20 protein-coding genes are annotated in these 20,940 nt (G+C 69.9%); 7 read left to right on the top strand and 13 right to left on the bottom strand.

The features are described from left to right. Positions 1-20 precede the first annotated feature (20 nt). The 5 genes from NFX31_RS02640 to NFX31_RS02620 all read right to left on the bottom strand — a co-directional run bounded on the left by NFX31_RS02640 (position 21) and on the right by NFX31_RS02620 (position 4,640). Positions 21-1,421 (bottom strand): APC family permease, encoded by a 1,401-nt coding sequence (locus NFX31_RS02640; RefSeq protein ID WP_262957235.1) that lies wholly within the window; start codon positions 1,419-1,421, stop codon positions 21-23. Positions 1,422-1,610: 189 nt separating this feature from the next. Then, entirely contained in the window at positions 1,611-2,201 is a 591-nt protein-coding gene (locus NFX31_RS02635; protein ID WP_262956711.1) for a cation efflux transmembrane domain-containing protein, read from the bottom strand. Between the two features lie 30 nt (positions 2,202-2,231). After that, positions 2,232-3,227, bottom strand: a complete 996-nt coding sequence (locus NFX31_RS02630; RefSeq protein ID WP_262956710.1) for a cation diffusion facilitator family transporter — start codon at positions 3,225-3,227, stop codon at positions 2,232-2,234. Further along, positions 3,224-3,589, bottom strand: a complete 366-nt coding sequence (locus NFX31_RS02625) for an ArsR/SmtB family transcription factor (RefSeq protein WP_091478605.1) — start codon at positions 3,587-3,589, stop codon at positions 3,224-3,226. The genes NFX31_RS02630 and NFX31_RS02625 overlap by 4 nt, the downstream gene beginning before the upstream one ends. 700 nt (positions 3,590-4,289) lie before the next feature. After that, positions 4,290-4,640 (bottom strand): DUF7882 family protein, encoded by a 351-nt coding sequence (locus NFX31_RS02620; RefSeq protein WP_045251548.1) that lies wholly within the window; start codon positions 4,638-4,640, stop codon positions 4,290-4,292. A gap of 417 nt (positions 4,641-5,057) precedes the next feature. Between NFX31_RS02620 and NFX31_RS02615 the strand changes: the two genes are divergently transcribed. From NFX31_RS02615 to NFX31_RS02600, 4 genes are read left to right on the top strand one after another with little or no spacing between them, the layout of a single operon-like run. Then, complete coding sequence (locus NFX31_RS02615) at positions 5,058-5,759, top strand: GAF and ANTAR domain-containing protein (RefSeq protein ID WP_262956709.1); 702 nt, start codon at positions 5,058-5,060, stop codon at positions 5,757-5,759. A 37-nt stretch (positions 5,760-5,796) separates the two neighbouring features. Then, the gene (locus NFX31_RS02610) at positions 5,797-6,576 is read left to right on the top strand and encodes a GAF and ANTAR domain-containing protein (protein ID WP_082072419.1); all 780 of its coding nucleotides are present in this window, start codon (positions 5,797-5,799) and stop codon (positions 6,574-6,576) included. 54 nt (positions 6,577-6,630) lie between these two features. Continuing rightward, positions 6,631-7,722, top strand: coding sequence for a fatty acid desaturase family protein (locus tag NFX31_RS02605; RefSeq protein ID WP_262956707.1), 1,092 nt, complete (start codon positions 6,631-6,633; stop codon positions 7,720-7,722). Continuing rightward, positions 7,719-7,883, top strand: coding sequence for a hypothetical protein (locus tag NFX31_RS02600; RefSeq protein ID WP_045272785.1), 165 nt, complete (start codon positions 7,719-7,721; stop codon positions 7,881-7,883). The genes NFX31_RS02605 and NFX31_RS02600 overlap by 4 nt, the downstream gene beginning before the upstream one ends. A gap of 200 nt (positions 7,884-8,083) precedes the next feature. Here NFX31_RS02600 and NFX31_RS02595 read toward each other — a convergent pair whose 3' ends face one another. After that, the gene (locus tag NFX31_RS02595) at positions 8,084-8,878 is read right to left on the bottom strand and encodes an MBL fold metallo-hydrolase (RefSeq protein WP_262956706.1); all 795 of its coding nucleotides are present in this window, start codon (positions 8,876-8,878) and stop codon (positions 8,084-8,086) included. A 422-nt stretch (positions 8,879-9,300) separates the two neighbouring features. Here NFX31_RS02595 and NFX31_RS02590 point away from each other — a divergent pair, with 422 nt between their 5' ends. The 3 genes from NFX31_RS02590 (at position 9,301) to hrpB (ending at position 13,889) form a co-directional block, all read left to right on the top strand. Further along, entirely contained in the window at positions 9,301-9,729 is a 429-nt protein-coding gene (locus NFX31_RS02590) for a MarR family winged helix-turn-helix transcriptional regulator (protein WP_091478699.1), read from the top strand. A 154-nt stretch (positions 9,730-9,883) separates the two neighbouring features. Beyond that, positions 9,884-11,230 carry an HNH endonuclease gene (locus NFX31_RS02585; RefSeq protein WP_262956705.1) on the top strand — a complete coding sequence of 449 codons (1,347 nt, stop codon included), beginning with the start codon at positions 9,884-9,886 and terminating at the stop codon, positions 11,228-11,230. An 85-nt stretch (positions 11,231-11,315) separates the two neighbouring features. Beyond that, on the top strand, positions 11,316-13,889 hold the full coding sequence (hrpB, locus tag NFX31_RS02580; protein ID WP_262956704.1) for an ATP-dependent helicase HrpB: 2,574 nt from the start codon (positions 11,316-11,318) through the stop codon (positions 13,887-13,889). Positions 13,890-14,015: 126 nt separating this feature from the next. On the opposite strand, the gene NFX31_RS02575 is transcribed toward hrpB, so the two are convergent. The 7 genes from NFX31_RS02575 to NFX31_RS02545 form a co-directional block, all read right to left on the bottom strand. After that, the gene (locus tag NFX31_RS02575) at positions 14,016-14,708 is read right to left on the bottom strand and encodes an MmpS family transport accessory protein (protein ID WP_052674434.1); all 693 of its coding nucleotides are present in this window, start codon (positions 14,706-14,708) and stop codon (positions 14,016-14,018) included. A 139-nt stretch (positions 14,709-14,847) separates the two neighbouring features. Next, complete coding sequence (locus NFX31_RS02570; RefSeq protein ID WP_262956703.1) at positions 14,848-15,582, bottom strand: ABC transporter permease; 735 nt, start codon at positions 15,580-15,582, stop codon at positions 14,848-14,850. After that, positions 15,579-16,352, bottom strand: a complete 774-nt coding sequence (locus tag NFX31_RS02565; RefSeq protein ID WP_262956702.1) for an ABC transporter ATP-binding protein — start codon at positions 16,350-16,352, stop codon at positions 15,579-15,581. The genes NFX31_RS02570 and NFX31_RS02565 overlap by 4 nt, the downstream gene beginning before the upstream one ends. A 72-nt stretch (positions 16,353-16,424) precedes the next feature. Beyond that, positions 16,425-17,012 carry a TetR/AcrR family transcriptional regulator gene (locus NFX31_RS02560; protein ID WP_045251538.1) on the bottom strand — a complete coding sequence of 196 codons (588 nt, stop codon included), beginning with the start codon at positions 17,010-17,012 and terminating at the stop codon, positions 16,425-16,427. Positions 17,013-17,021: 9 nt separating this feature from the next. Further along, positions 17,022-18,524 carry an L-serine ammonia-lyase, iron-sulfur-dependent, subunit alpha gene (locus tag NFX31_RS02555; RefSeq protein ID WP_045251537.1) on the bottom strand — a complete coding sequence of 501 codons (1,503 nt, stop codon included), beginning with the start codon at positions 18,522-18,524 and terminating at the stop codon, positions 17,022-17,024. An 83-nt stretch (positions 18,525-18,607) separates the two neighbouring features. Continuing rightward, on the bottom strand, positions 18,608-20,125 hold the full coding sequence (locus NFX31_RS02550; RefSeq protein ID WP_262956700.1) for a sensor histidine kinase: 1,518 nt from the start codon (positions 20,123-20,125) through the stop codon (positions 18,608-18,610). Next, positions 20,122-20,919 (bottom strand): response regulator transcription factor, encoded by a 798-nt coding sequence (locus NFX31_RS02545; protein WP_262956699.1) that lies wholly within the window; start codon positions 20,917-20,919, stop codon positions 20,122-20,124. The genes NFX31_RS02550 and NFX31_RS02545 overlap by 4 nt, the downstream gene beginning before the upstream one ends. Positions 20,920-20,940 lie beyond the last annotated feature (21 nt).

Genomic DNA, 20,940 nt, shown 5'->3' with positions numbered 1-20,940 from the left:
CCCGGGAACGCCGGACGCGACTAACGCCGGACGACGGGATCCGGATCGGGGTCCGCCCCTTCCTCGGACAACACGTCGAGCGCATCGGTGGGCAGCTTGTTGTAGCCGGTGACCGCGTCGTTCTCGTCGAAGGAGGCGACCTTGCGCCGGAAGCCACGCGTGAGGACGACGAGATACACGATGCCGATGCCCAGCCAGACCGATCCTCCGATGAGGGCGTCGGCGCTGAGGTTGACCCAGAGCAGCCCCGTGAGCGCCATTCCGATCACCGGCATCACGATGTACCGGAACACGTCGCGCGGCGTGTGCCGCAGGTTCTTGCGCCAGGCGAACCAGGCGATCACCGAGATGTTCACGAAGGTGAACGCGATGAGCGCACCGAAGTTGATGAACGAGGCGATCAGATCCAGGCTGAACGACATCGCCAGCAAGCAGATCGCGCCGACCAGCACGACGTTGAAGGTCGGGGTGTGCGTGCGCGGGTTGATGTAGCCGAACACCTTCTTGGGCAGCACGTCGTTGCGCCCCATGACGAGCAGCATGCGCGAGACCGAGGCGTGCGAGGCGAGGCCCGAGGCGACGGTGGCCGCGAATCCGGCCGCGGTCAGGACGATCTGGAACACACGACCGCCGACGACGTCGCCGATCTGGGTCAGAGAACTGTCCGTCAGCGAGGCGTCGTCGAACTGGTGCCAGTCGGGGAACCGCAGCTGGGTGAAGTAGCTGGAGACGAGGAAGATCGCACCGCCCAGGATCACCGTGTAGAGGATCGCCTTGGGCATGATGCTCGGATGCTTCGCCTCCTCGGCGTACATCGTCACGGCGTCGAAGCCGATGAACGAGAAGCAGACGACGGTCGCACCGGCCAGCACGGCGCCGAGGTCGGCGCCGCCGTGGAAGAACGGCGTGACGGACACGACCGTCCCCGCGCCCGCGCCGCCGGCCAGCTGCACCCACACGAGCGCCACGAACGCGATGATCACGATGCCGGCGAACACGATCAGGATCATGTTCAGGTTCGACGTGCCGCGCATGGTCAGGTAGATGATCGACGTCACGACGACGCAGTACAGGATCACCCAGACGCCCGGCCAGATCCCCGGGATCAGCTGCTCCAGGTAGTTGCGGATGATGAGGCAGTTCACCATCGGCAGCAGGATGTAATCGATGAGCGAGGTCCAGCCGACCAGGAAGCCCAGGTTGGGATGGATCGACTCCCGCACGTAGGTGTAGGCGGATCCGGCGCTCGGGATCGCGCCCGCGATCTTGCCGTAGCTGACCGCCGTGAACATCATCACGACGAGCGCCAGCACGTAGGCCAGCGGCACGAGGTTGTCGGTCTGCTGCGAGACGATGCCGAAGGTGTCGAAGACGATCGTCGGGGTCATGTAGCCGAGGCCGAGGCCGACGATGGCCCACAGCCCCAGAGTGCGTTTCAGCGTGGCGCCGCCCTGCGCGAGCGGTTGTACCTTGGGTGCCACAGTTCTCTCCTTCGGGAACGTTCTCGGGGTTCTCTCAGGATCGGGGGGAAGACAACTAATACCAGGTGCGGCTATGCGGTGCCACCCGCCCGAGCGATCGCTCTCGACCGATGCGTTTCACCCGCCTTCTCAGTGAGCAGGGCGGAGGATCCCCCCGGCTTCACGGATCGCGTAGGCGACGATCACGAGCCCGGCGAGCGGGTCGGCCCACCACCACCCCAGCCAGGTGTTCATCAAGACACCCACCAGCACCGCGCAGGCCAGCAGCCCGTCGATGAACGTGACACGCCCCTCGGTTTCCAGCACCGGATTGCCGAGCGCCTTTCCCGTCCGGGATTTCAGCGCCGCGAGCGTGAACATGCAGACAGCGGTGACGGCGGTCCAGATGATCCCGCCGATGCTTCCCTCCGGCCGGTGCTGAGTGGAGAACGCGAGCACGGACTCAGCCAGGAGATAGAGGGCGAGCAGCAGAAACGCCGCTCCGATGAATCGCAGGGCCCGCTTCTGCCGTTTCGCACCGCTGCCGGAGAGTTCCCACAGCACGACCGCGCTCGCTCCGATCTCGATGAACGAGTCCAGCCCGAACCCCGCCAGCGCCGTGGATGCCGACGTGATCGCCAGGAACGCGAGGACGACGACCCCGACGACGTTCCACGCGAGAGTGATCCACTCCAGCACGAACCCCGTCCGCAGCAACCGATCGTGATCGAGTTCGCTCACCGCAGCATCCCGCCCTCGCTCTGTGCCCGGTCAGTTCCGGACGCTGACGAGGAACTCGTCGACGTTGGGCAGATGCGCACGGACACTGGCCTCGGCCTGCTCCCGGATGCCGGTACGCTCGGCAGTCGCGGTGATGATCGCATCGCCTTCGAGGCGGTGCCCCACCCAGCGCAGCCGAACCCGATCCACGCGATCGATGCCGTCGACATGCGCGAGAGCATGCTCGGCGCGGCCGAGGAGATCCGGTTCGATCGCGTCCATGAGGCGTCGCCCGATGGAGCGGATCGTTCCGAGCAGCAGGATGAAGATCGCGATCGAGATGACGATGCCGACGATCGGGTCCGCGAGCGGGAAGCCGAGCAGGACCCCGGCCCCGCCGATCACGACCGCGAGGGAGGTGAACCCATCGGTTCGGGCATGGACCCCGTCCGCGACGAGAGCCGCGGATCCGATCCGACGACCGATCCGGATCCGATAGATCGCGACGACCTCGTTGCCGGCGAAGCCGATGATGCCTGCGACGATCACCCACCACACGTTCTGCAACGGCTGCGGATGAAGCAGCCTGTCGACGGACTGCCAGGCCGCGACCACCGCGGACAGCAGCACCACGAACACGATGAACAGGCCGGCGAGGTCCTCTGCACGGCCGAACCCATACGTGTACCGGCGGGTGGCAGCGCGACGACCGAGGACGAACGCCACCCAGAGCGGTATCGCGGTGAGCGCGTCGGAGAAGTTGTGCACCGTGTCTGCCAGCAGGGCCACCGACCCGCTGAGGAAGAACACCACCGCCTGCAGGGTCGTCGTCACGAGCAGGATCACCATGCTGATGATCAGAGCACGCACGCCCTCGTGACTGGCTTCCATCGCATCGTCGATCGAGTCCGCCGCGTCATGGGTATGCGGCACGAACAACCCATGCAGGAACCCTTTGAACCCGGTCGGATGATCATGACCGTGGCCGGGTGAGTGGTCGTGGTCGTGGTCGTGGTCGTGAGCACGATGCTCGTGCGGGTGGCTCATCGGGTGTCCTGATCGGCGTGGTGGTGGCGGGGGGTCCCACCGAGAGAATGCTCCGCTTGGAAGATCGCGTCGGCGACGAGACGGGAGGCGTGCTCGTTCTCGAGCCGGTAGAACACCCGCTGCCCGTCCTGCCGCGTCGAGACGATCCGGGCCAGGCGCAGCTTCGCCAGGTGCTGCGAGACCGATGTGGGCGACTTGTCCACGATGTCGGCGAGATGATTCACCGACAGCTCCCCCGAATCCTGCAAGGCAAGGACGATCCGCACCCGGGTCGCATCGGCGAGCATTGCGAACACCTCGACCGCGAGCTCCACGTACGGACTCTCGGTCGAATATCCACATTGCTGCTTATCTGCACTCATACGCAGATATGTTACGCGTCCCGGGCCGGCACGCCGCGCTGCTCGCGGATCCGGATGGATCCTCGTTCGCAACTTGTCTCATGGCAGGTGTCAGGATCGACTCGGCCCGTGCTCGAACACTCCGGAGCAACAACTCATGCTGCCGAGGTTCCCAGACACTCGCATGGTCTCTCGCACGAGCGCGGGCCAGTGCAACGGCGCTGCTCGCACACGCATTCAAGGACGTCCACCGCACCACCATGCGTCGTTGCACGCCCGTACGATGAACGTCCCACCGAACAGGAGCTCAGCCCTGCGTCCCCGGCCCCAAGTTGGTCGAGCTCCTGTCCGGAGTCTACGCGCACTTCACGCGAGAGGGGGGCCGCGCCCGATTCTCCCCTGCGGTTCGCCCCGCGACTCTGTGCACGCCAGGGCTTTCCCGCCCTCGCGGCGCTGCTGCGGCTGGCCGGGCTGCTCGCGGCGTCTGCCGCTGCGAAGTGATCACGAGGGTGCGATATCGAGCACGACGACTCCGCCGGGTTCGTCGAGCGTCGACTCGAGCATCGCGAGAAAGCGATGGTCGAGGCTCACGAGGACGTCCGTGTCGAAATCGACGGGGAGTGGTGATGATGCGTCCGAAGGGGCGCTTCGGGTGGGCACGGATCGGGACTCGACTCGCGTTCCAGGGCATCGCGCGACGCTCGGGGTTCACCGGGAACGCTCACCGCACAAGGACCTCGCTCGCGCCCAGAGCCAAAGCACACCGGCAGGGGCCCACATCCTCCTTGGTGAGCTGGATGCCCCCTGGCGTACTCGCCGAGTACGCCAGGTCCTCGAGATACTGGCGGCTCAGCTCCGTCCCATCGGAGTCTTCGAACTCGAACCTCAGCGGGATGCCCGGGTGGAGCCAGATCGTGCTGCGCCCGGGCGGCTCATCGTCGCGATGCGGCCAGGACAGGGTGAAGCTCTCGCCGCGGCGCAGCTTCGTCGTGACCACGACGTGCACGTGGGCGAGAGTACGGCCTTCGATGTGAACGGCGAACGCCGACCCGCCGTAGTAGATCGTTCCCATGCGGGTACCGCCTCGCTCCCCTCAACGGGGGCGTGCCCTGTTGCGCCCCCTGCCTGCCTCCGATCGCGCTGCGCACAGGCTCACGATGTCGCAGCGGGCTTCGGATCCGCACGCGATGGTGTGCGCCATACCCGGGTGGGCAGGGGGGTGATGTCGATCTGCTGAGTCCGCGGGAGTTCTATATCTGCGGGGCGGATCGTGGAGGCGTGCATCACGCCCGAATGAAGGGGCTGCGGAACGTCCATCGGGTCTCCTGGTTCAGCGTCAGTGGACGCTGCCGGGGACTGGAGCAACGCGCCCAGAGTACGCGCACGCGGAGATCTCGGTCAAGACCTCGCGCCCCCGCGAGTGGGGACGAGTAGGGTGAGGGGACGCGTGAGGGACGCTGACTCCCTCGAGAGCGATGGCGAGCGGTTCATGACGGACGCGTTCTATACGGGGAGCGGCGCTCCCCCGGCGGGTATCCCCGAGTGGGAGTGGGGTGATGACCTCTGTGCGCCCTTCGTTGAGCTGCTGCCGGTCTCCGGTGCATCGATCTCCGTGCTTCGCCGTGACGGCGACGCGACGACGGTGTGCACGAGCGATGCCCTTGCGCAACGTCTCGACGCCATGCAATTCGCCCTCGGTGAGGGCCCGCGCTGGGTCGTGGCGCGCACGGCGAAGCCATCCTTCAGCACAGATGTCGCCCGGGAGAGCCACCCGGACTGGCCTGTCTTCGGCGCCGGCCTCCCGACGCTCGGCGTCGGTGCGTTGTTCGCCTTCCCGATTCTGACCGGCCCGGTGCTGCTGGGGGTCGTCGACCTGTATCGACGGTCACCAGGGGCGCTCGATCGCGATGCGACAGCTCGGGCACTCTCCCTCGCGAGACGCGTCGCGGCCCCGGCGGTGCGGGAGGCGATGCGCGCCGCCGCCGATGAAGGGAGCCCGGAGGCGAAGCGGCATAGCCTGCGCCGCGAGGTGCATCAGGCGGTCGGCATGGTCTTCGTCCAACTGGACGTGACCACGGCCGAGGCTCTCGAGCTTCTGCGGGCGTACGCGTTCTCGACGGGGCGTCCGCTCGAGGACGTCGCCCTCGACGTCGTCGACCGGGCGCTCGATTTCCGCGATCTGCCCGGCTGATCCCCGGCTTACCATGTCAGACAAGGAAGGGCGGCACATGACCAGCGCATCCAGAGAGCACCGTCTCAACGCCGCCTTCGTGATGGTCGCCGACTCGCTCACCGATGACTACGACGTCGTCGACCTGCTTCACACGCTCGTCAGCGAGTGCACGGAGATCGTGAACGTGCAGGCGGGCGGGCTCCTGCTCCTCGATGCCGACGGGGAGCTCCAGGTGGTCGCCTCGACCACGGAGAGCGCCGAACTCGTCGAGGTCCTGCAGCTCGCCGCCGGAGCCGGCCCGTGTCTGGACTGTTTCGCGACGGGCGAGCAGGTCTCCGTGCCCGATGTCGCCGCGGCCGCCCGATGGCCTGCGTTCCAGGAGGAGGCACTGCGGCGCGGCTTCCGTTCCGTGCACGCGATCCCCCTGCGGCTGCGCGGCGACACGATCGGGACGATGAACCTCTTCGGCACGTCGGTCGGCGCGTTGAGCGCCCGTGACGCGAGCGCGGCCCAAGCGCTCGCGGATGTCGCCACCATCAGCATCCTGCAGCAACGCATCTCCGCGCACGCGCAGCTCATCGCTGAACAACTGCAGAGGGCTCTCGACAGCCGGGTCCTCATCGAGCAGGCCAAGGGGGCGGTCGCCCAGGTCAACGGCACGTCCATGGACGAGTCCTTCACACTGCTGCGACGCTACGCCCGCGATCGGAACCTCTCCCTCCACGCCCTCGCGGAGGCGATCACGAACCGTTCCCTCCCGATCTCGGCCCTGACGACATCGCACGAGGACGAGCGTATGAGCTCTCGCCGACCCGCCGCGCGCAAACAGGAGTAGCCTGGGAAGCAGATCCGCTCGAGACCCCGGCGCGACGCCGAGAGGAGCGGGATCATGACAGTCCGGAACGCCGGTCGCCCTGCATCGAGAGTGGGCCCGGTTCGCCAGGCCGGCAACAGCGACTACACCGATCTGGCGCGAATGGTGAAGTCCGCGGGGCTGATGCGCCGCAGATACGGCTACTACTGGACGAAGCTGGTCTGCGTGCCCGTGGTGGTCGCCGCGGCCGTCGTGCTGTTCATCGTGATCGGCGACACCTGGTGGCAGATGTTCACCGGAGTGCTCTTCGCCGTCCTCTTCACGCAGATCGCCTTCCTCGGGCACGATGCCGCGCATCGCCAGATCTTCCGCTCCGGTCGCTGGAACGACTGGGTCAGCGTCATCCTCGGAGACCTGTTCGTCGGAATGAGCTACGGATGGTGGCAGCACAAGCACACCCGGCACCACGCCAACCCGAACATGATCGGATCCGACCCCGACATCGATCTTCCCGTGATCGCCTTCACCCCGGAACAGGCCGCGAGGGAGCGGCCGCCGTTCGCGCGCTGGGTCATCTCCCACCAGGGTGTCTTCTTCTACCCCGTCCTGCTGCTCGAAGGGGTGTCCTTGCATGCCTCGAGCGTGTACCGCGTCTTCCATCGGGAACCGCTCGCGCGGCGCCCGGTCGAGATCGCCCTTCTGTCGATCCGGATCCTGGGATACCTCACGCTCGTCTTCCTCGTGCTCTCTCCGGACAAGGGCGCCGTGTTCCTCGCCGTGCAGCTCGGAGTGTTCGGGTTCTACATGGGCGTCTCCTTCGCCCCGAACCACAAGGGCATGCCGCTCGTGCCGCATGACATGCGTCTCGACTTCCTCCGTCGTCAGGTGATGATGAGCCGGGACATCCGCGGGAACTGGTTCGTCGATGTCGCGATGGGCGGGCTGAACTACCAGATCGAGCACCACCTGTTCCCCTCGATGGCCCGGCCCTATCTGAAGCATGCCGCACCGATCATCGCCGCGTACTGCCGCGGTCACGACGTCCCGTACGTGCAGACGGGACTCTGGGCCTCCTACGGGATCGTCCTGCGTTACATCAACCGGGTGGGCCTCGGAGAGCACGATCCGTTCGCATGCCCCCTCCTGGAAATGAGGCAGAGCATATGACCGTCATCATCCTCCTCGCCGTGATCTGGGCGATCGTCGCGATCGTCGGGTTCGCGTTCAAGGGGCTCCTGTGGCTTGCCATCGTCGGCATCGTCCTCTTCATCGGCACCGTGGCCATCGGCATCACCCGTCGAGTGATCAACCGCAGCCAGAGACGGTGACCGGACGCGGGATCTGGTCGAACCGGTCTTTCTGCGGACCAGAAGTCGTTCGCGGAGGCCTTGGCATAGGTGCGGGCGTGTCGTCGGAGCCATCTCCATGGCGGAACCCGACGCGCAGTTCTCCTGCATCCGCGATCCGTCTCTGTGGACTGCCCTGACGACGAGGCGTGCCCCGGCACGCAAGACAGTCCGCGATGCAGTCAGATCGCGACGAACCGCCGCGCGCCGTCTGTCACGACGATGCGTCCGAAGCGCATCCCGGGAAGGTGCGCTGCGACGAGCAGGTCGCCGGTGACGGCGGCGTCGTCGGCGAGGCGATTGCGGACCGCGGAGGCCGTCTGAGGGTCGACGTCCCAGACGACGGTCCAGTCGGGTTCGCCGAACTGCACCGGCGAATGGACCACGTCGCCGAGCAGCACCGCCCGCTCGGAATCGGACGAGAGCACGAAGACCGTGGTGCCTGGCGTGTGCCCGGCGGCCCAGCGGGCATCGATGCCGGGAGCAACGACATGGTCGCCGTCGAAGAGCTCGAGCTGCTTCCGGAGCGGCGTCAGTTTCTGTGCGGCGGCGCCGACCGCGTGCGCACCTGTGACGAAATGCTCCCAGTCGGCGGCGTGCGCGCGATAGGTCGCGTTCACGAATGTCACCCGGTCCTCGACGGTGGCCCAGCCGATGTGGTCGAAGTGCAGGTGGGTGAAGAGGACGTCGGTGACGTCGGCCGGCGCGACCCCATGACTGCGGAGCTGGACGAGCAGATCGCCGCCACGATAGCCGTCCGCGTCGACGGGGCCCACGCCGGCGTCCACGAGCACGACGCGATCACCGGTGCGGACCAGGAAACCTCCGACGGGAAACTCCCAATGCCCATCGGACCCGAACGATTCCGGGTGACAGCGCCAGGCATCCGGAATGCCGAAGCGAGAGATGATCTCGCTCGCGTCCTCCTGCCCGGTGCCGTCGAAGAGGGGCTCGATGTCGATGTCGCCTATACGCACCGAACCACGCTACCGACGCCCATCGACACGCCGGCCTCATCGGCCGTAGGGAAGCGCCATCCGTTGACGAGCAGGCACGGCCCGACTGCTGGTGCTGTGCCGCCTGAATCGCGCTCGAACGATATCGTCGCACCGCCCCGCGGACAGCACGTCAGGCTCGGCGAGCGCCGCCGGCTCGAGCACGGTCTCCGTCGACTCGGGTCGAGCAGTCACTTTATGAATCCGCCCAGACCGTGACCAAACCGTTGCATTCGTTACCCCGCCGTTATACAGTGATCGCACGGTGAAAGTTTGCTGTGGCTCTCATCGCATGTGATTGCAGGACACTCTTGGTGCAAGGGACAAAGGCCGGCCGGAAGCCTCTCCGACCGGCCTTTACTGCGCTCGCGCCCGACGTCCCCGCCGGCGGATATCCTGAGGCGATGAGCGATCGGAAGCTTGCCCTCTCGGCATGGGAGAGCCTGTTCCGTGCCCAGCACGAGATCTTCGCCGAGATGTCGAACGACTTCGAAGGCGCCGAGCTGTCCGCCGCCGAGTACGACGTGCTGCTCACCGTGACGCGCTGCGCCAGCCACACGGCCCGCCTGCGCGAGGTCACCGCGAACATGCTCATCAGCCAGCCCAGCGTCTCCCGCCTGGTGGACCGGATGGTCGCCCGCGGCCTCCTCGAGAAGTGCCCGGATCCGGAGGACGGCCGCGGCGCCCTCGTGCACGCGACCGAGGCCGGCACGCGCGCCTTCCGCCAGCTGGCCACGGTCCACGGACGCTCGATCGCGCAGCGCATGTCCACGCTCGACGACGATGAGCTGCGCACACTGACGACCCTCGCGGAGAAGCTGCGCGCGCGCTGAGCGGCGACGCCGGTCATGCCATTCCCCCGCCTGATCGGCGACACCGGGCGGCCGTCGGCGGCGCCTGATCCACACATCGGATCGAGGCGAGAACTTCTCCACAGATATCGAATCTCTGTACGAATGTCTGCTCGATCCGCCGTAGAGTCGAGGAATGACCGGACATCTCCACCCGCTGCACGAGGCGCTCGAACGCCTCGATGAGGCGTGGGGCGATGCCGACGAGGCGGGGCAGCTGTCGCGCCGTCAACTGATCGCAGTCACGGAGGCCCTCGGGCTGCTGCATCGCCGTTTGGGGGCGATGCTCGCGGAGGTCGCGGCGTGCGTCGCGCACGAGTCCCGCACCGAGCTGGGCGCCGCGTCGCTCGCCAAGGAGCAGGGGTTCCGCAGCGCCGCGCAGCTGATCGCGACGACGACCGGCGCGACCGCGGGCGATGCGTCACGATTGGTGAAGGTCGGCGAGGCGACGGCGCCGCGGAGGAACCTCCTGGGTGAGGCCACGCCGCCGAAGTACCCCGCAGCGCAGCGGGCCCTCGCCGCAGGAACGTTGAGCGCGCCGGCGGTCGCGGCGATCATCGCACTGCTCGACCGGGTGCGGCTGACGCTCAGTGCGGGCGAGACCGTCGAGGCCGAGCGCCTGCTGGTGGACCGGGCCCAAGGCCTGTCGCTCGATGACGTGCGGCGTCTGGTCACCCGCGCCGAGGCCTGGCTCGATCCCGACGGCGTCGCGCCACGCGAACAGGAGCAGCGCGATCGCACGTCGTTGTCGATCTTCGAGCGCGACGGCCGGATCCATCTCGACGGAGACTTCGATGCCGCGCGCGGAGCCCCGATCGTCGCCGCCGTGAACGGCTACGTGTCGGCGCTGTTCGCCGCACAGAAGGAGCAGATCGATCCGGAAGCGCCCGACGCGGCGCGACGCTCGGTCGCCGCGCTCCGCGCCGAAGCGCTCAGCGTCCTCTGCGCCCACGCGCTCGGCTGCGAGGACGAAGGGCCCGCACTCGCCGGCGCGAGCGTGGTGGTGCGCATCGACCTGAACGACCTCGCCGACGGCACCGGCTACGCCACGATCGACGGATCAGACCTCCCGATCAGCGTCAGCACCGCTCGCCGGCTCGCCGCCGGCGGAGGCGTCATCCCCTGCGTGCTGGGCACCGATCGCGAGATCCTCGACTACGGACGCGAACGCCGGTTCTTCACCAGGGCGCAGCGTCTCGCCCTCGCCGAACGCGACGGCGGCTGCGCGATGTGCGGCCTCCCGCCCTCGATGACCCGCGCCCATCACATCCGCTGGTGGAAGCGCGACGCGGGGCCGACCGACCTCGAGAACGGCGTGCTGCTGTGCGAGAGCTGTCACCATCGGATCCACGACAACGACTGGCAGATCCGGATCGAGGGCACGGGGCGCCGCAGCCGGGTCTGGTTCATCCCTCCCCCGCACGTGGATCCGAACCGGACGCCCCGGCTCGGCGGAAGAGCCCGATACGACGTGGTCGCATGAGCTGCGGCGACCTCTCGACCGGCCCTCGTCTGAGTCGACCAGAGCGACGGCACCCCCTCGGGGAACCGCACGGCAGACTGGACAGGTGACCTCCGCCGCCTTCGATCTCCGCGCGATCGGCGCAGGACTGTCGTTCGCCGCGGCGCTCGACGACGTCTCCGCCGCACTCGACCGAAGCGGGGCGCTCGTCATCACCGCGCCGCCGGGCACCGGCAAGACGACACTCGTCCCGCCACTGCTCGCCTCCCGCACGACGGGGCGCGTGATCGTCACGCAGCCGCGCCGGGTCGCCGCCCGCGCCGCCGCACGTCGCCTCGCGCAGCTCGACGGCTCCTCCCTGGGCGACCGGGTCGGCTTCACGGTGCGCGGCGAGCGCGCGGTCGGTCGCGACACCCGCGTCGAGTTCGTGACCGCGGGCGTGCTGCTGCGCCGGATGCTGGACGACCCCGGTCTGGACGGCGTCGACGCGGTCGTCATCGACGAGGTGCACGAGCGCGCCCTCGAGACCGACCTGCTGATCGGCCTCCTCGGCGAGGTCCGAGAGTTGCGCGACGACCTGACCCTGGTCGCGATGTCCGCGACGCTCGACGCCGCGCGGATCGCCGCCGTGCTCGGATCCGCCGATGCGCCGGCGCCGATCATCGAGCACACCGTGCCCGCACACCCGCTGACCGAGCTCTGGGCGCCGAGCCCCGTGCCGCGGCTGGACGAGCGCGGCGTCACGTTCGGCTTCCTCGACCACGTCGCCCGCACAGCCGGATCCGCCGCCCGCGACCTCAGGCGCGACGACCCCTCCGCCGACGTGCTGGTCTTCGCGCCGGGGGCGCGCGAAGTCTCCGAGATCGCCCGACGACTCCGCGACGACGTGAGCGGGTTCGACGTCCGCGAACTGCACGGGCAGATCCCGGCCCCAGAGCAGGATGCCGTGATCCGTGGCCGGGACGCGCACGACGCCCCTCGCATCATCGTCACCACGTCCCTCGCCGAGTCGTCGCTCACCGTGCCGGGCGTGCGGCTCGTGATCGACAGCGGGCTCTCGCGCCATCCGCAGCGCGACGCCGCGCGTGGCATGAGCGGGCTCGTCACGACCGCCGCCGCCCGATCGTCGGCCGTGCAGCGCGCCGGCCGCGCCACCCGACAGGGCCCGGGAACCGTGATCCGCTGCCTCGACGAGCGCACCTTCGCCGCGGCCCCCGCACGTCCCGCCCCGGAGCTCGCGACGGCGGACCTGGCCGACGCGGCGCTGCTGCTGGCCTGCTGGGGCGCCCCGGGCGGGACGGGTCTCCGGCTGATCGATCCGCTGCCGACCGACGCCCTCGCCGAGGCACGGGCCGTGCTGCACGACCTGGGCGCGATCGACGCCGACGGCCGCGCGACCGCGGAGGGCCGGGCGCTCGCCCGCATACCCGTCGACCCCCGCCTCGCGCGGGCTCTGATCGAAGGCAGCGCGCTCGTCGGATCCCAGCTGGCGGCCGAGGTCGTGGCACTGCTCGGCGGAGACCTGCGTGTCCCCGACGCAGACGTCGCCGCGGCGATCGTCGCGCTGCGCCACGGCCGCGGACCGGACGCGCGCCGGTGGGCGCAGGAGACCGAGCGCCTGCGCCGCTTCACCCCGTCCGCCACGCACTCGGCCCGCGCGGCGAGCGCCGCAGACGACGCGGGTCTCGTGGTCGCCCTCGCCCACCCCTCCCGGATCGCACGTCGGGTCGAGCGGACCGCCGACGGCGCGACGTTCCTGCTCGCCTCCGGCACGCGCGCCGGCGTGCGCGGAACGCTCGCCGGTGCCGAGTGGCTGGCGGTCGCCGACGTGGCGCGCGCCTCCGGCCGCGCGGCTGCGGGATCCGGAGCCGTCATACGCGCGGCCGCCGCGATCACCGAAGCGCAGGTGGAGCGCGCCGCCGATCACCTCGTCACCGACCGTGTCGAGGCCGAGTTCGCGGGCACCCGCGTCACCGCCCGCCGGGAACGCCGCGTCGGGGCGATCGTGCGCTCCTCCGTGCCGGTGCGGCCCACCGCCGAGGAGGGCAGGGACGCGGTGCGGCGGGCGCTGCAGGCGCGCGGGCTCGAGGTGTTCACGTGGTCGGACGCGGCCGACGCGCTGCGCCGCCGGCTCGCGCTGCTGCACCACGCCCTCGGCGCCCCGTGGCCAGATGTGTCGGACGAAGCGTTGACGGCGACGCTCGACGACTGGCTCGCACCGGAGATCGACGCCCTCGCGACGGGGACCTCGACGACGGCGATCGACCTCGCGTCCGCCCTGCGCCGGGTGCTCCCGTGGCCGGCCGCGACGGAGTTCGACGCCCTGGCCCCCGAACGTCTCGAGGTGCCCACCGGCTCACGGATCCGGATCGCCTACCCGCCGCACGACGACCCCGCGGCGCGTCCCGTGGTGGCCGTCAAACTGCAGGAGTGCTTCGGCTGGGCCGAGACGCCGCGCCTCGCGGGCGGCCGCGTGCCGGTGCTGTTCCACCTGCTCTCCCCCGCCGGGCGCCCGCTCGCGGTCACCGACGACCTCGCCTCGTTCTGGTCCGGCCCCTACCGGCAGGTGCGCGCCGAGATGCGCGGACGCTACCCGAAGCACCCGTGGCCCGAGGATCCGTGGCAGGCGGCGCCCACCCGGCACACCTCCCGGCGCGCCGCCCGCGACGAGGACGTCTAGGAGTGGCGGCTTATCCGTCAGGCCTGAAGACGACCGTCAGGATTGACTCCTCGACGACGATCTGGGACCGTGCCGTGCCCCTCTGAATCGGTCAGACTGGTCGAGCCAGTACCAGCGATCACGCCATCAGTGGCCGACATTGGTCGCGGTGCACGAAACAACAGCAGCCTGTCCGCTCGCGGTCTGCTCTGAGACGACCTTGCCATCGACCGTGATCTTGCAACTGATGTCGCCGCTCTCGATGCCGCCGACCGCGCTCACCGAGAAGACGTTCACGTCGAGAAGGCCATCTTTCTTGGCCGTCAGTGTCTTGGTCCAGGGCAGCGCCTGACCAGAAGCTGACGCAGACTGTACGTTGCCATTGTCCAACGTCGAGTACGTGACCGTTGCGTCCGGGACCGTGCCGGTGATCTCGTAGACGATCGTCACGTCACCGGCAAGCGGAGCAGCCGGCGTGCTGTCGGCGCTGGACAACGGGGCGGAACTCGGCCCGGCGCTGGCGGCCGCGGACTCCATGGCATCGCTGACTGCGCTGGCGAATGCAGCGGTGTACACCATCGCCAGCACGATCGAGAGAATGATCGCCACACCGGAGATGATCGTCCCCGCGACGGCGACGCCCTTGCGCCGGTTCTTCTGGACAAGAGCAACGATGCCGAGAATAAGGCCGACCAAACCCAAAATCCACGCGACGTAGTTCAGGAAAGGGATGACCGCACCGACCAGCGCGAGGATGCCCAGGATCAGAGCCGCGATACCCAGACCACTACCCGTCTTCTGTGGTGGCTGCGGCACGTAGGGCTGCTGCTCGGGCGTCATGGGCGGCTGAAAAGTCATAGTTCGGCACCGGCTTCCTGTGTGGGGGACCTGTCACGTCTTACGGGAGATTCAAAGAATATTTGACGCTACCACACAGGTTCTAAGTCATCGAGGCACAGAAATCAGGGACGAAAGTCGCTCAGGACGTGCGCCGGCGCAGCGTGAGCGGCGCGAGCACCAGGAACGCCACGGCGAAGGCCGCGACGATCAGCACCGGATGCCAGAGATCCCCGTCCCCGGTCCCCGCCGTGACCGCCTGGATCGCGTCGATCGCGTGGCTGAGGGGGAGCCAGTCCGAGATCGCGTAGAGCACGTCGGGCATCTTGTCGCGCGGCATGAACAGCCCGCCGAGGATGATCTGCGGGAACACCAGCAGCGGCATGAACTGCACGGCCTGGAACTCGGTCTGGGCGAACGCGCTCGCGAGCAGCCCGAGCGAGGTGCCCAGCAGAGCATCCACGACGGCGACGAGCCCGAGCTGCCACAGCGGCCCGTCGACGGTCAGGCCGCACACGTACACCGCGAACGCGACCGTCACCACGGCCTGCAGCACCGCCATGACCCCGAACGCCAGCGCGTAGCCGAGCACGAAGTCCGCCTTGCCGAGCGGGGTCGTCATGAGTCGCTCCAGCGTGCCCGAGCGGCGCTCGCGCAGCGTCGTGATCGAGCTCACGAGGAACATCACGATGAACGGGAACAGCGCCAGGATCGCGCCGCCGAAGGTGTCGAACACGCCGCTCGAGTCGGTGAAGAGCCAGGCGAACAGCCCGACCAGCAGGCTCGGCGCGACCACCATGAGCGCGATCGAGCGCGGGTCGTGCCGCAGCTGCGTGAGCACCCGGCCCGCCGTCGCGAACAGCCGTCGCCCGTTCATGATCCGACCTCCTCGCGCCGCGCCCGGCGGGTATGCGGCTGCGCGGCGGCCTCGTCGGCCGCGTCGCGCGCGATGAGCACGAGGAACGCCTGCTCCGGGTCGGTCTTGCCGGTGTCCGCCAGCAGCTCGGCCGGCGTCGTGTCGGACACGATCCGCCCCTCGCGCATCAGCAGCAGCCGATCGCAGCGCAGCGCCTCGTCCATCACGTGACTGGAGACGACCATCGTCGTGCCGGCCTCGGCGATCCGCCGGAAGAGATCCCACAGCTCGGCACGCAGCACCGGATCCAGCCCCACCGTCGGCTCGTCCAGCACGACGAGCTCGGGCGAGCCGAGCAGCGCCACCGCGAGCGACACGCGGTTCGCCTGCCCGCCGCTGAGCGCCGCGACCTCCTGCCCGGCGTACGGCGTCAGCCCGACCTGCTCCATGACGCGGTCGGCATCGGCGCGGCCCACCCCGAGCACCGACGCGAAGTAGCGCAGGTTCTGCCGCACGGTGAGGTCGGAGTAGACCGCCGCGCCCTGCGTGCCGTAGGCGACGCGGTGGCGCAGCGCTGCGGATCCCGCCGGCTCCCCGAGCACCTGGACGGATCCGGACCGGATCCGCTGCACGCCGACGATCGCGCGCATGAGAGTCGTCTTTCCGCAGCCCGAGGGCCCCAGCAGCCCGGTCACCTCGCCCCGGGGGATGCTCAGCGACAGGCCGTCGAACACGTCGTGGCGGCCGCGCCGCACCCGCAGTCCGTCGATCACCACCGCGTTATTCATCATGTGATGAATTATGGATCCGGGAGCGCGACGGGTCAAGGGATCCGTTCCGAGAACGGTCACGACCTCCGGGAGTCAGTCGAACAGGTACCGCTGGAGCGTCGGCCCCACGCGCGCCACGAGCTCCTCGACGGGGGCGTCGGCGATCGGCGGCAGCTTCGCGACGTACCGCGTGACGAGCATGCCCGCGATCTGCGAGGCGACGAGCGTCGCGCGGAGGGCGGCGTCGGGGGTGTCCAGCCGTGCCGTGATCCGCCCGATCAGCTCGCGGGAGAGGAAGCCGACCAGAGGCGGCGACATCACCTTGGAGCCGAGAGCGACCCGGATCATCGTCACGCCGCGCCGGCGCACCTCCGGGCGCTCGAACGCCTCCAGCACGTAGCGCACGACGCGCTCGCCGACCTGGTCGCGCGGCCCTTCGAGGATCGCGGGCACATCGACGTCGGGACGCAGCGGGATGCCGATCACCTCGGCGAACAGATCCGCCTTGGTGCCGAAGTAGTGGTGCACGAGCGCGGAGTCGACGCCCGCGCGGCCCGCGATCGCGCGAATGGTCGCGCCGTCATAGCCGTTCTCGCCGAACTCGTGCTCGGCGGCGGTCACGATCCGGCCGCGTGATCCGGACTCGCCCCTGGGGCGTCCCCTGCGCCGTGTCGTGGTCATGCGCCCATCTCAGCACTCGATGACGTTGACCGCGAGACCGCCCTCGCTCGTCTCCTTGTACTTCGTGGACATGTCGAGACCGGTCTGGCGCATGGTCTCGACGACGGCGTCGAGCGAGACGTAGTGCTCGCCGTCGCCGCGCAGCGCGAGCCGCGCGGCGGTCACCGCGGTCGAGGCGGCGATGGCGTTGCGCTCGATGCACGGGATCTGCACGAGACCGCCGATGGGATCGCAGGTCAGCCCGAGGTGGTGCTCCATCGCGATCTCGGCGGCGTTCTCGATCTGCCGGTTGGTGCCGCCCATCACCGCGGTGAGGCCGCCGGCCGCCATCGCGCACGCGGACCCGACCTCGGCCTGGCAGCCGCCCTCCGCGCCCGAGATCGAGGCATTGGCCTTGAACAGGGATCCGAGCGCGGTCGCCGTGAGCAGGAAGCGGCGGATGCCGCGGCGCCGGTTCGCCTCGCTCAGCGCATCGGGGTCCTCGATCGCGCCGACGGCGACGAGCGAGGCCTCGGCCCCGAAGCCCAGCAGGGCGCTGCCGACCAGCTCGCCGTACGGGGTGACGGCGTTGCCTGCGCCGAGGCCCGAGTCGGCGAGGAACCTCCACCAGTACATCGCCACGGCGGGCAGGATCCCGGCGGCGCCGTTGGTGGGGGCGGTCACGACACGGCCGCCGGCGGCGTTCTCCTCGTTCACGGCGAGCGCGAACGCGCCGAGCCATTCGCCCGGCACGGCGGGGTGCCCCTCGGCCTCGACCTCGTCGAGCTGCGCACGGATCGCCCCCGCACGGCGCTTGACCTTGAGGATCCCGGGCAGGGTGCCCTCCGCGTGCAGACCCGCGTCGACGCAGGCGGCCATGGCGTCCCAGATGGCGTCGAGCCCGGCGGCGACGTCCTCCTCGCTGCGCAGCGCCGTCTCATTGAGGCGCGCGAGCTCGGCGATCGTGAGCCCGTTCTCGTCGCACAGCTCGAGCAGCGACGCCGCGTCGCGGTATGCGAACGGGAAGCCCGCCGTCGCCAGGGTGCGCGTGTCGTCCTCGCCGTCGCGGCGGATGAACCCGCCTCCGATCGAGTAGTACGTCTCCTGTGCGACATGGATTCCGTCGGCGTCGAGAGCGCGCAGCGTCATCGCGTTCGGGTGGCCGGGCAGGCGGGTGCGCGGCTCGAAGGTGATGTCGTCCTTCGCGAAGACCACGTCGTGGGTGCCGTCGATCGCCAGCGCGGAGCCGTCTGTCCAGTCCGCCCAGGCGCGGCGCACATCGGCCGGATCGCACGTCTCCGGGGTGAGCCCGCGCAGGCCCGCGACGACCGCATCGGGCGTGCCGTGGCCGAGACCCGTGGCGCCCAGGGAGCCGTACAGCGAGCAGGTGACGCGAGCGACGCGGTCGAGCACCCCGTCGGCCGCGAGCCGCGCGGCGAAGTCGACGCCGGCGCGCATCGGCCCCACCGTATGCGAACTCGAAGGTCCTACACCGATGGAGAACAGATCGAAGGCCGAGACGTACGCAGTCACCCCTCCAGGGTAGTCCGCACGGAACGTCCCGGTCCCTTCCGGGACGTTCCGTGCGCCCCGGCAACGGAAGGACCGCGCAGGGATCAGGCGGCGGGCAGCGTCACCACGAACGTCGCGCCCGGCCCCGGCGCGACGGCGATCGTGCCGCCGTGCGCTTCGACCACGGCGCGGGCGATCGCCATGCCGAGGCCAGTGCCGCCGCCCTCCCGCGAGCGCGACGTCTCGCCCCGGGCGAAGCGCTCGAACACGGCCTCCCGCACCGCATCGGGAAGGCCCGGGCCGTCATCGGAGACGGTGAGTCGCACGGACCCGACCGTCTCTCCGGTGCGCACCTCGTCGAGCCGCACCCGCACGGTCGTTCCGGCCGGGGTGTGCACGCGGGCGTTGGCGAGGAGGTTGTCGACGACGCGGCGCAGATCCGCCGCGTCGCCGAGCACGAGAGCCGGATCCTCCCCGAGCTCCATGACCCAGACGTGGTCGGGGCCCGCGAGGCGAGCGGCGAGCACCGCCTCGGCGACGAGCAATCGGACGTCGACCTCGTCTCGCGCCAGCTCGGGCAGCGCGTCGAGGCGCGCGAGCAGCAGCAGCTGATCGATGAGCGCACCCATCCGCACCCCCTCGACGTCGATGAGCGCCGCGTTGCCGCGGATCTCCCGCTCCTCGGCGTCCGATCGACCCGAGAGCTGGGCGTACGCGCGGATCGTCGCGAGCGGGGTGCGCAGCTCGTGGCTCGCATCGGCGACGAAGCGCCGCATGGTCGACTCGCTGGCCTCGCGTTGGGCGAGGGCGTCCTCGACGTGGTCGAGCAGGTCGTTCAGGGCGGCACCGACCTGGCCGACCTCGGCGGTCGAGGCGATGTCGCGTGCCGCGACGCGCTCTGCGAGCCGCACCTCGCCCCGGTCCAGCGGCACCGCCGTCACCGCGGCGGCGGTGTGTGCGACGCGACGCAGCGGGCGCAGCGCCCGGCCCATCGCGACCGCCGCGGCGGCGAGCGCGAGCACGATGCAGGCGACCCCCACCAGTGCCACCACGAGAGTCAGCCGCCCGGTCACGGCGGTGACCGATTCCAACGGCAGCGCCGTGACCACGCCCGCGCCGGTCGGCGTGGTGCGCCCGGCCACCCGGTACTCGCCGAGGGAGCCGCCGAGGTCGACGGTGACCGGTGCGGTGCGGTCCGCGGATCCGGTGGGCAGGCGCGTGGCGAGGAGCTTCTTCTGTGCGGCGGTGAGGTCGTGCCGCACGCCGTCCGACCCGATCCAGCCGCCGATCTCGAACGTGCCGTCGCGGAAGATCGCCGTGATCGTGCCGCCGGACTGGCCCGGGGCGCCGACCACGTCGTCGCGGTTGGGGCGCGTGGCCGGCGGCGTCGAGGTGGGCCCTGGGCTGATCTGAGGAGTCGAGCCCGGCGTCGAGCCGGGCCCCCGGCCCCCGGCGATGTCGGCCCCCCGCGCGGCGGCGCCGTTCAGGCGGGCATCCACCTGACCCAGCATGTAGTCGTGCAGCGACAGCACCGCGACCACGCCGACGACGATGCTCACCGCCGCGACCAGGGCAGAGGCGATGAGCACCACTTGCAGACGGAGACTGCGAGGACGTCTCATGCGCCTCCCCCGGAGCCGGATCCGGCGCCGTCCGCCACGCGCAGCACATAGCCGACCAGCCGCACCGTCTCGAGGTTCAGCGCCGTCGATGCGGCGAGTTTGCGGCGCAGGCTCGACACGTAGACCTCGACGAGGTTCGACTCGGTACCGAAGTCGTACCCCCAGACCGCCTCGAGGATCTGCGCCCGGCGCAGCACCCGCCCGGCGTTGTTGGCGAGTAGGAGCAGCAGCTCGAACTCGGTGGGCGTCAGCTCGAGCGGCGATCCGGCGAGCTCGGCCGTGGATTCGCCCGTGTCCACCGCGAGGTCGCCGACCCGCAGCCGCGACTCGGCGGGCCGGGCGATCGCCACGGCGGAGCGGGCCAGAACGCGCACCCTCGCCTGCAGCTCGGCGATCGCAAAGGGCTTGGTGAGGTAGTCGTCCCCGCCGGCGCGGAGCCCCGCGATGCGATCGTCGTGGCTGTCCAGCGCCGTGAGGAACAGCACCCGGATCTCCGGCCGGATCGCCCGGATGCGCTCGAGGGTGTCGAGCCCGTCGATGTCGGGCATCATGATGTCGAGCACGACCACGTCGGGCTGGAACTCGCGCACCGCGATGAGCGCACTCCGCCCTCGGTGCTCGATCCGCACCTCCCAGCCGTCGGCCACCAGAGACCCGCCCACCGCCGCGGCGAGCGCCTGCTCATCGTCGACCACCAGCGCCCGCGCCGGTGATCCGTCCGCACGCACCACCGGCGGCAGCCCGAGCGGCATCGGGGCAGCGGCGGATCCGGACTCGGTCGTGGCATCGGCCATGATCTGCTCCCCTCGCCCGTG

This window comes from Microbacterium azadirachtae (assembly GCF_025583665.1).
GTDB lineage: Bacteria > Actinomycetota > Actinomycetes > Actinomycetales > Microbacteriaceae > Microbacterium > Microbacterium azadirachtae.
Note: the sequence above shows the minus strand (reverse complement) of the source record. Positions and strands in the feature narration are given on the sequence as shown.

What these genes read in the sequence shown, in the direction of transcription:
- NFX31_RS02630 (WP_262956710.1), bottom strand. Translation starts at nt 3,227, where the DNA reads ATGAGCCACCCGCACGAGCATCGTGCTCACGACCACGACCACGACCAC.
- NFX31_RS02625 (WP_091478605.1), bottom strand. Translation starts at nt 3,589, where the DNA reads ATGAGTGCAGATAAGCAGCAATGTGGATATTCGACCGAGAGTCCGTAC.
- NFX31_RS02620 (WP_045251548.1), bottom strand. Translation starts at nt 4,640, where the DNA reads ATGGGAACGATCTACTACGGCGGGTCGGCGTTCGCCGTTCACATCGAA.
- NFX31_RS02615 (WP_262956709.1), top strand. Translation starts at nt 5,058, where the DNA reads ATGACGGACGCGTTCTATACGGGGAGCGGCGCTCCCCCGGCGGGTATC.
- NFX31_RS02610 (WP_082072419.1), top strand. Translation starts at nt 5,797, where the DNA reads ATGACCAGCGCATCCAGAGAGCACCGTCTCAACGCCGCCTTCGTGATG.
- NFX31_RS02605 (WP_262956707.1), top strand. Translation starts at nt 6,631, where the DNA reads ATGACAGTCCGGAACGCCGGTCGCCCTGCATCGAGAGTGGGCCCGGTT.
- NFX31_RS02600 (WP_045272785.1), top strand. Translation starts at nt 7,719, where the DNA reads ATGACCGTCATCATCCTCCTCGCCGTGATCTGGGCGATCGTCGCGATC.
- NFX31_RS02590 (WP_091478699.1), top strand. Translation starts at nt 9,301, where the DNA reads ATGAGCGATCGGAAGCTTGCCCTCTCGGCATGGGAGAGCCTGTTCCGT.
- NFX31_RS02585 (WP_262956705.1), top strand. Translation starts at nt 9,884, where the DNA reads ATGACCGGACATCTCCACCCGCTGCACGAGGCGCTCGAACGCCTCGAT.
- NFX31_RS02575 (WP_052674434.1), bottom strand. Translation starts at nt 14,708, where the DNA reads ATGACGCCCGAGCAGCAGCCCTACGTGCCGCAGCCACCACAGAAGACG.
- NFX31_RS02570 (WP_262956703.1), bottom strand. Translation starts at nt 15,582, where the DNA reads ATGAACGGGCGACGGCTGTTCGCGACGGCGGGCCGGGTGCTCACGCAG.
- NFX31_RS02565 (WP_262956702.1), bottom strand. Translation starts at nt 16,352, where the DNA reads ATGATGAATAACGCGGTGGTGATCGACGGACTGCGGGTGCGGCGCGGC.
- NFX31_RS02560 (WP_045251538.1), bottom strand. Translation starts at nt 17,012, where the DNA reads ATGACCACGACACGGCGCAGGGGACGCCCCAGGGGCGAGTCCGGATCA.
- NFX31_RS02550 (WP_262956700.1), bottom strand. Translation starts at nt 20,125, where the DNA reads ATGAGACGTCCTCGCAGTCTCCGTCTGCAAGTGGTGCTCATCGCCTCT.
- NFX31_RS02545 (WP_262956699.1), bottom strand. Translation starts at nt 20,919, where the DNA reads ATGGCCGATGCCACGACCGAGTCCGGATCCGCCGCTGCCCCGATGCCG.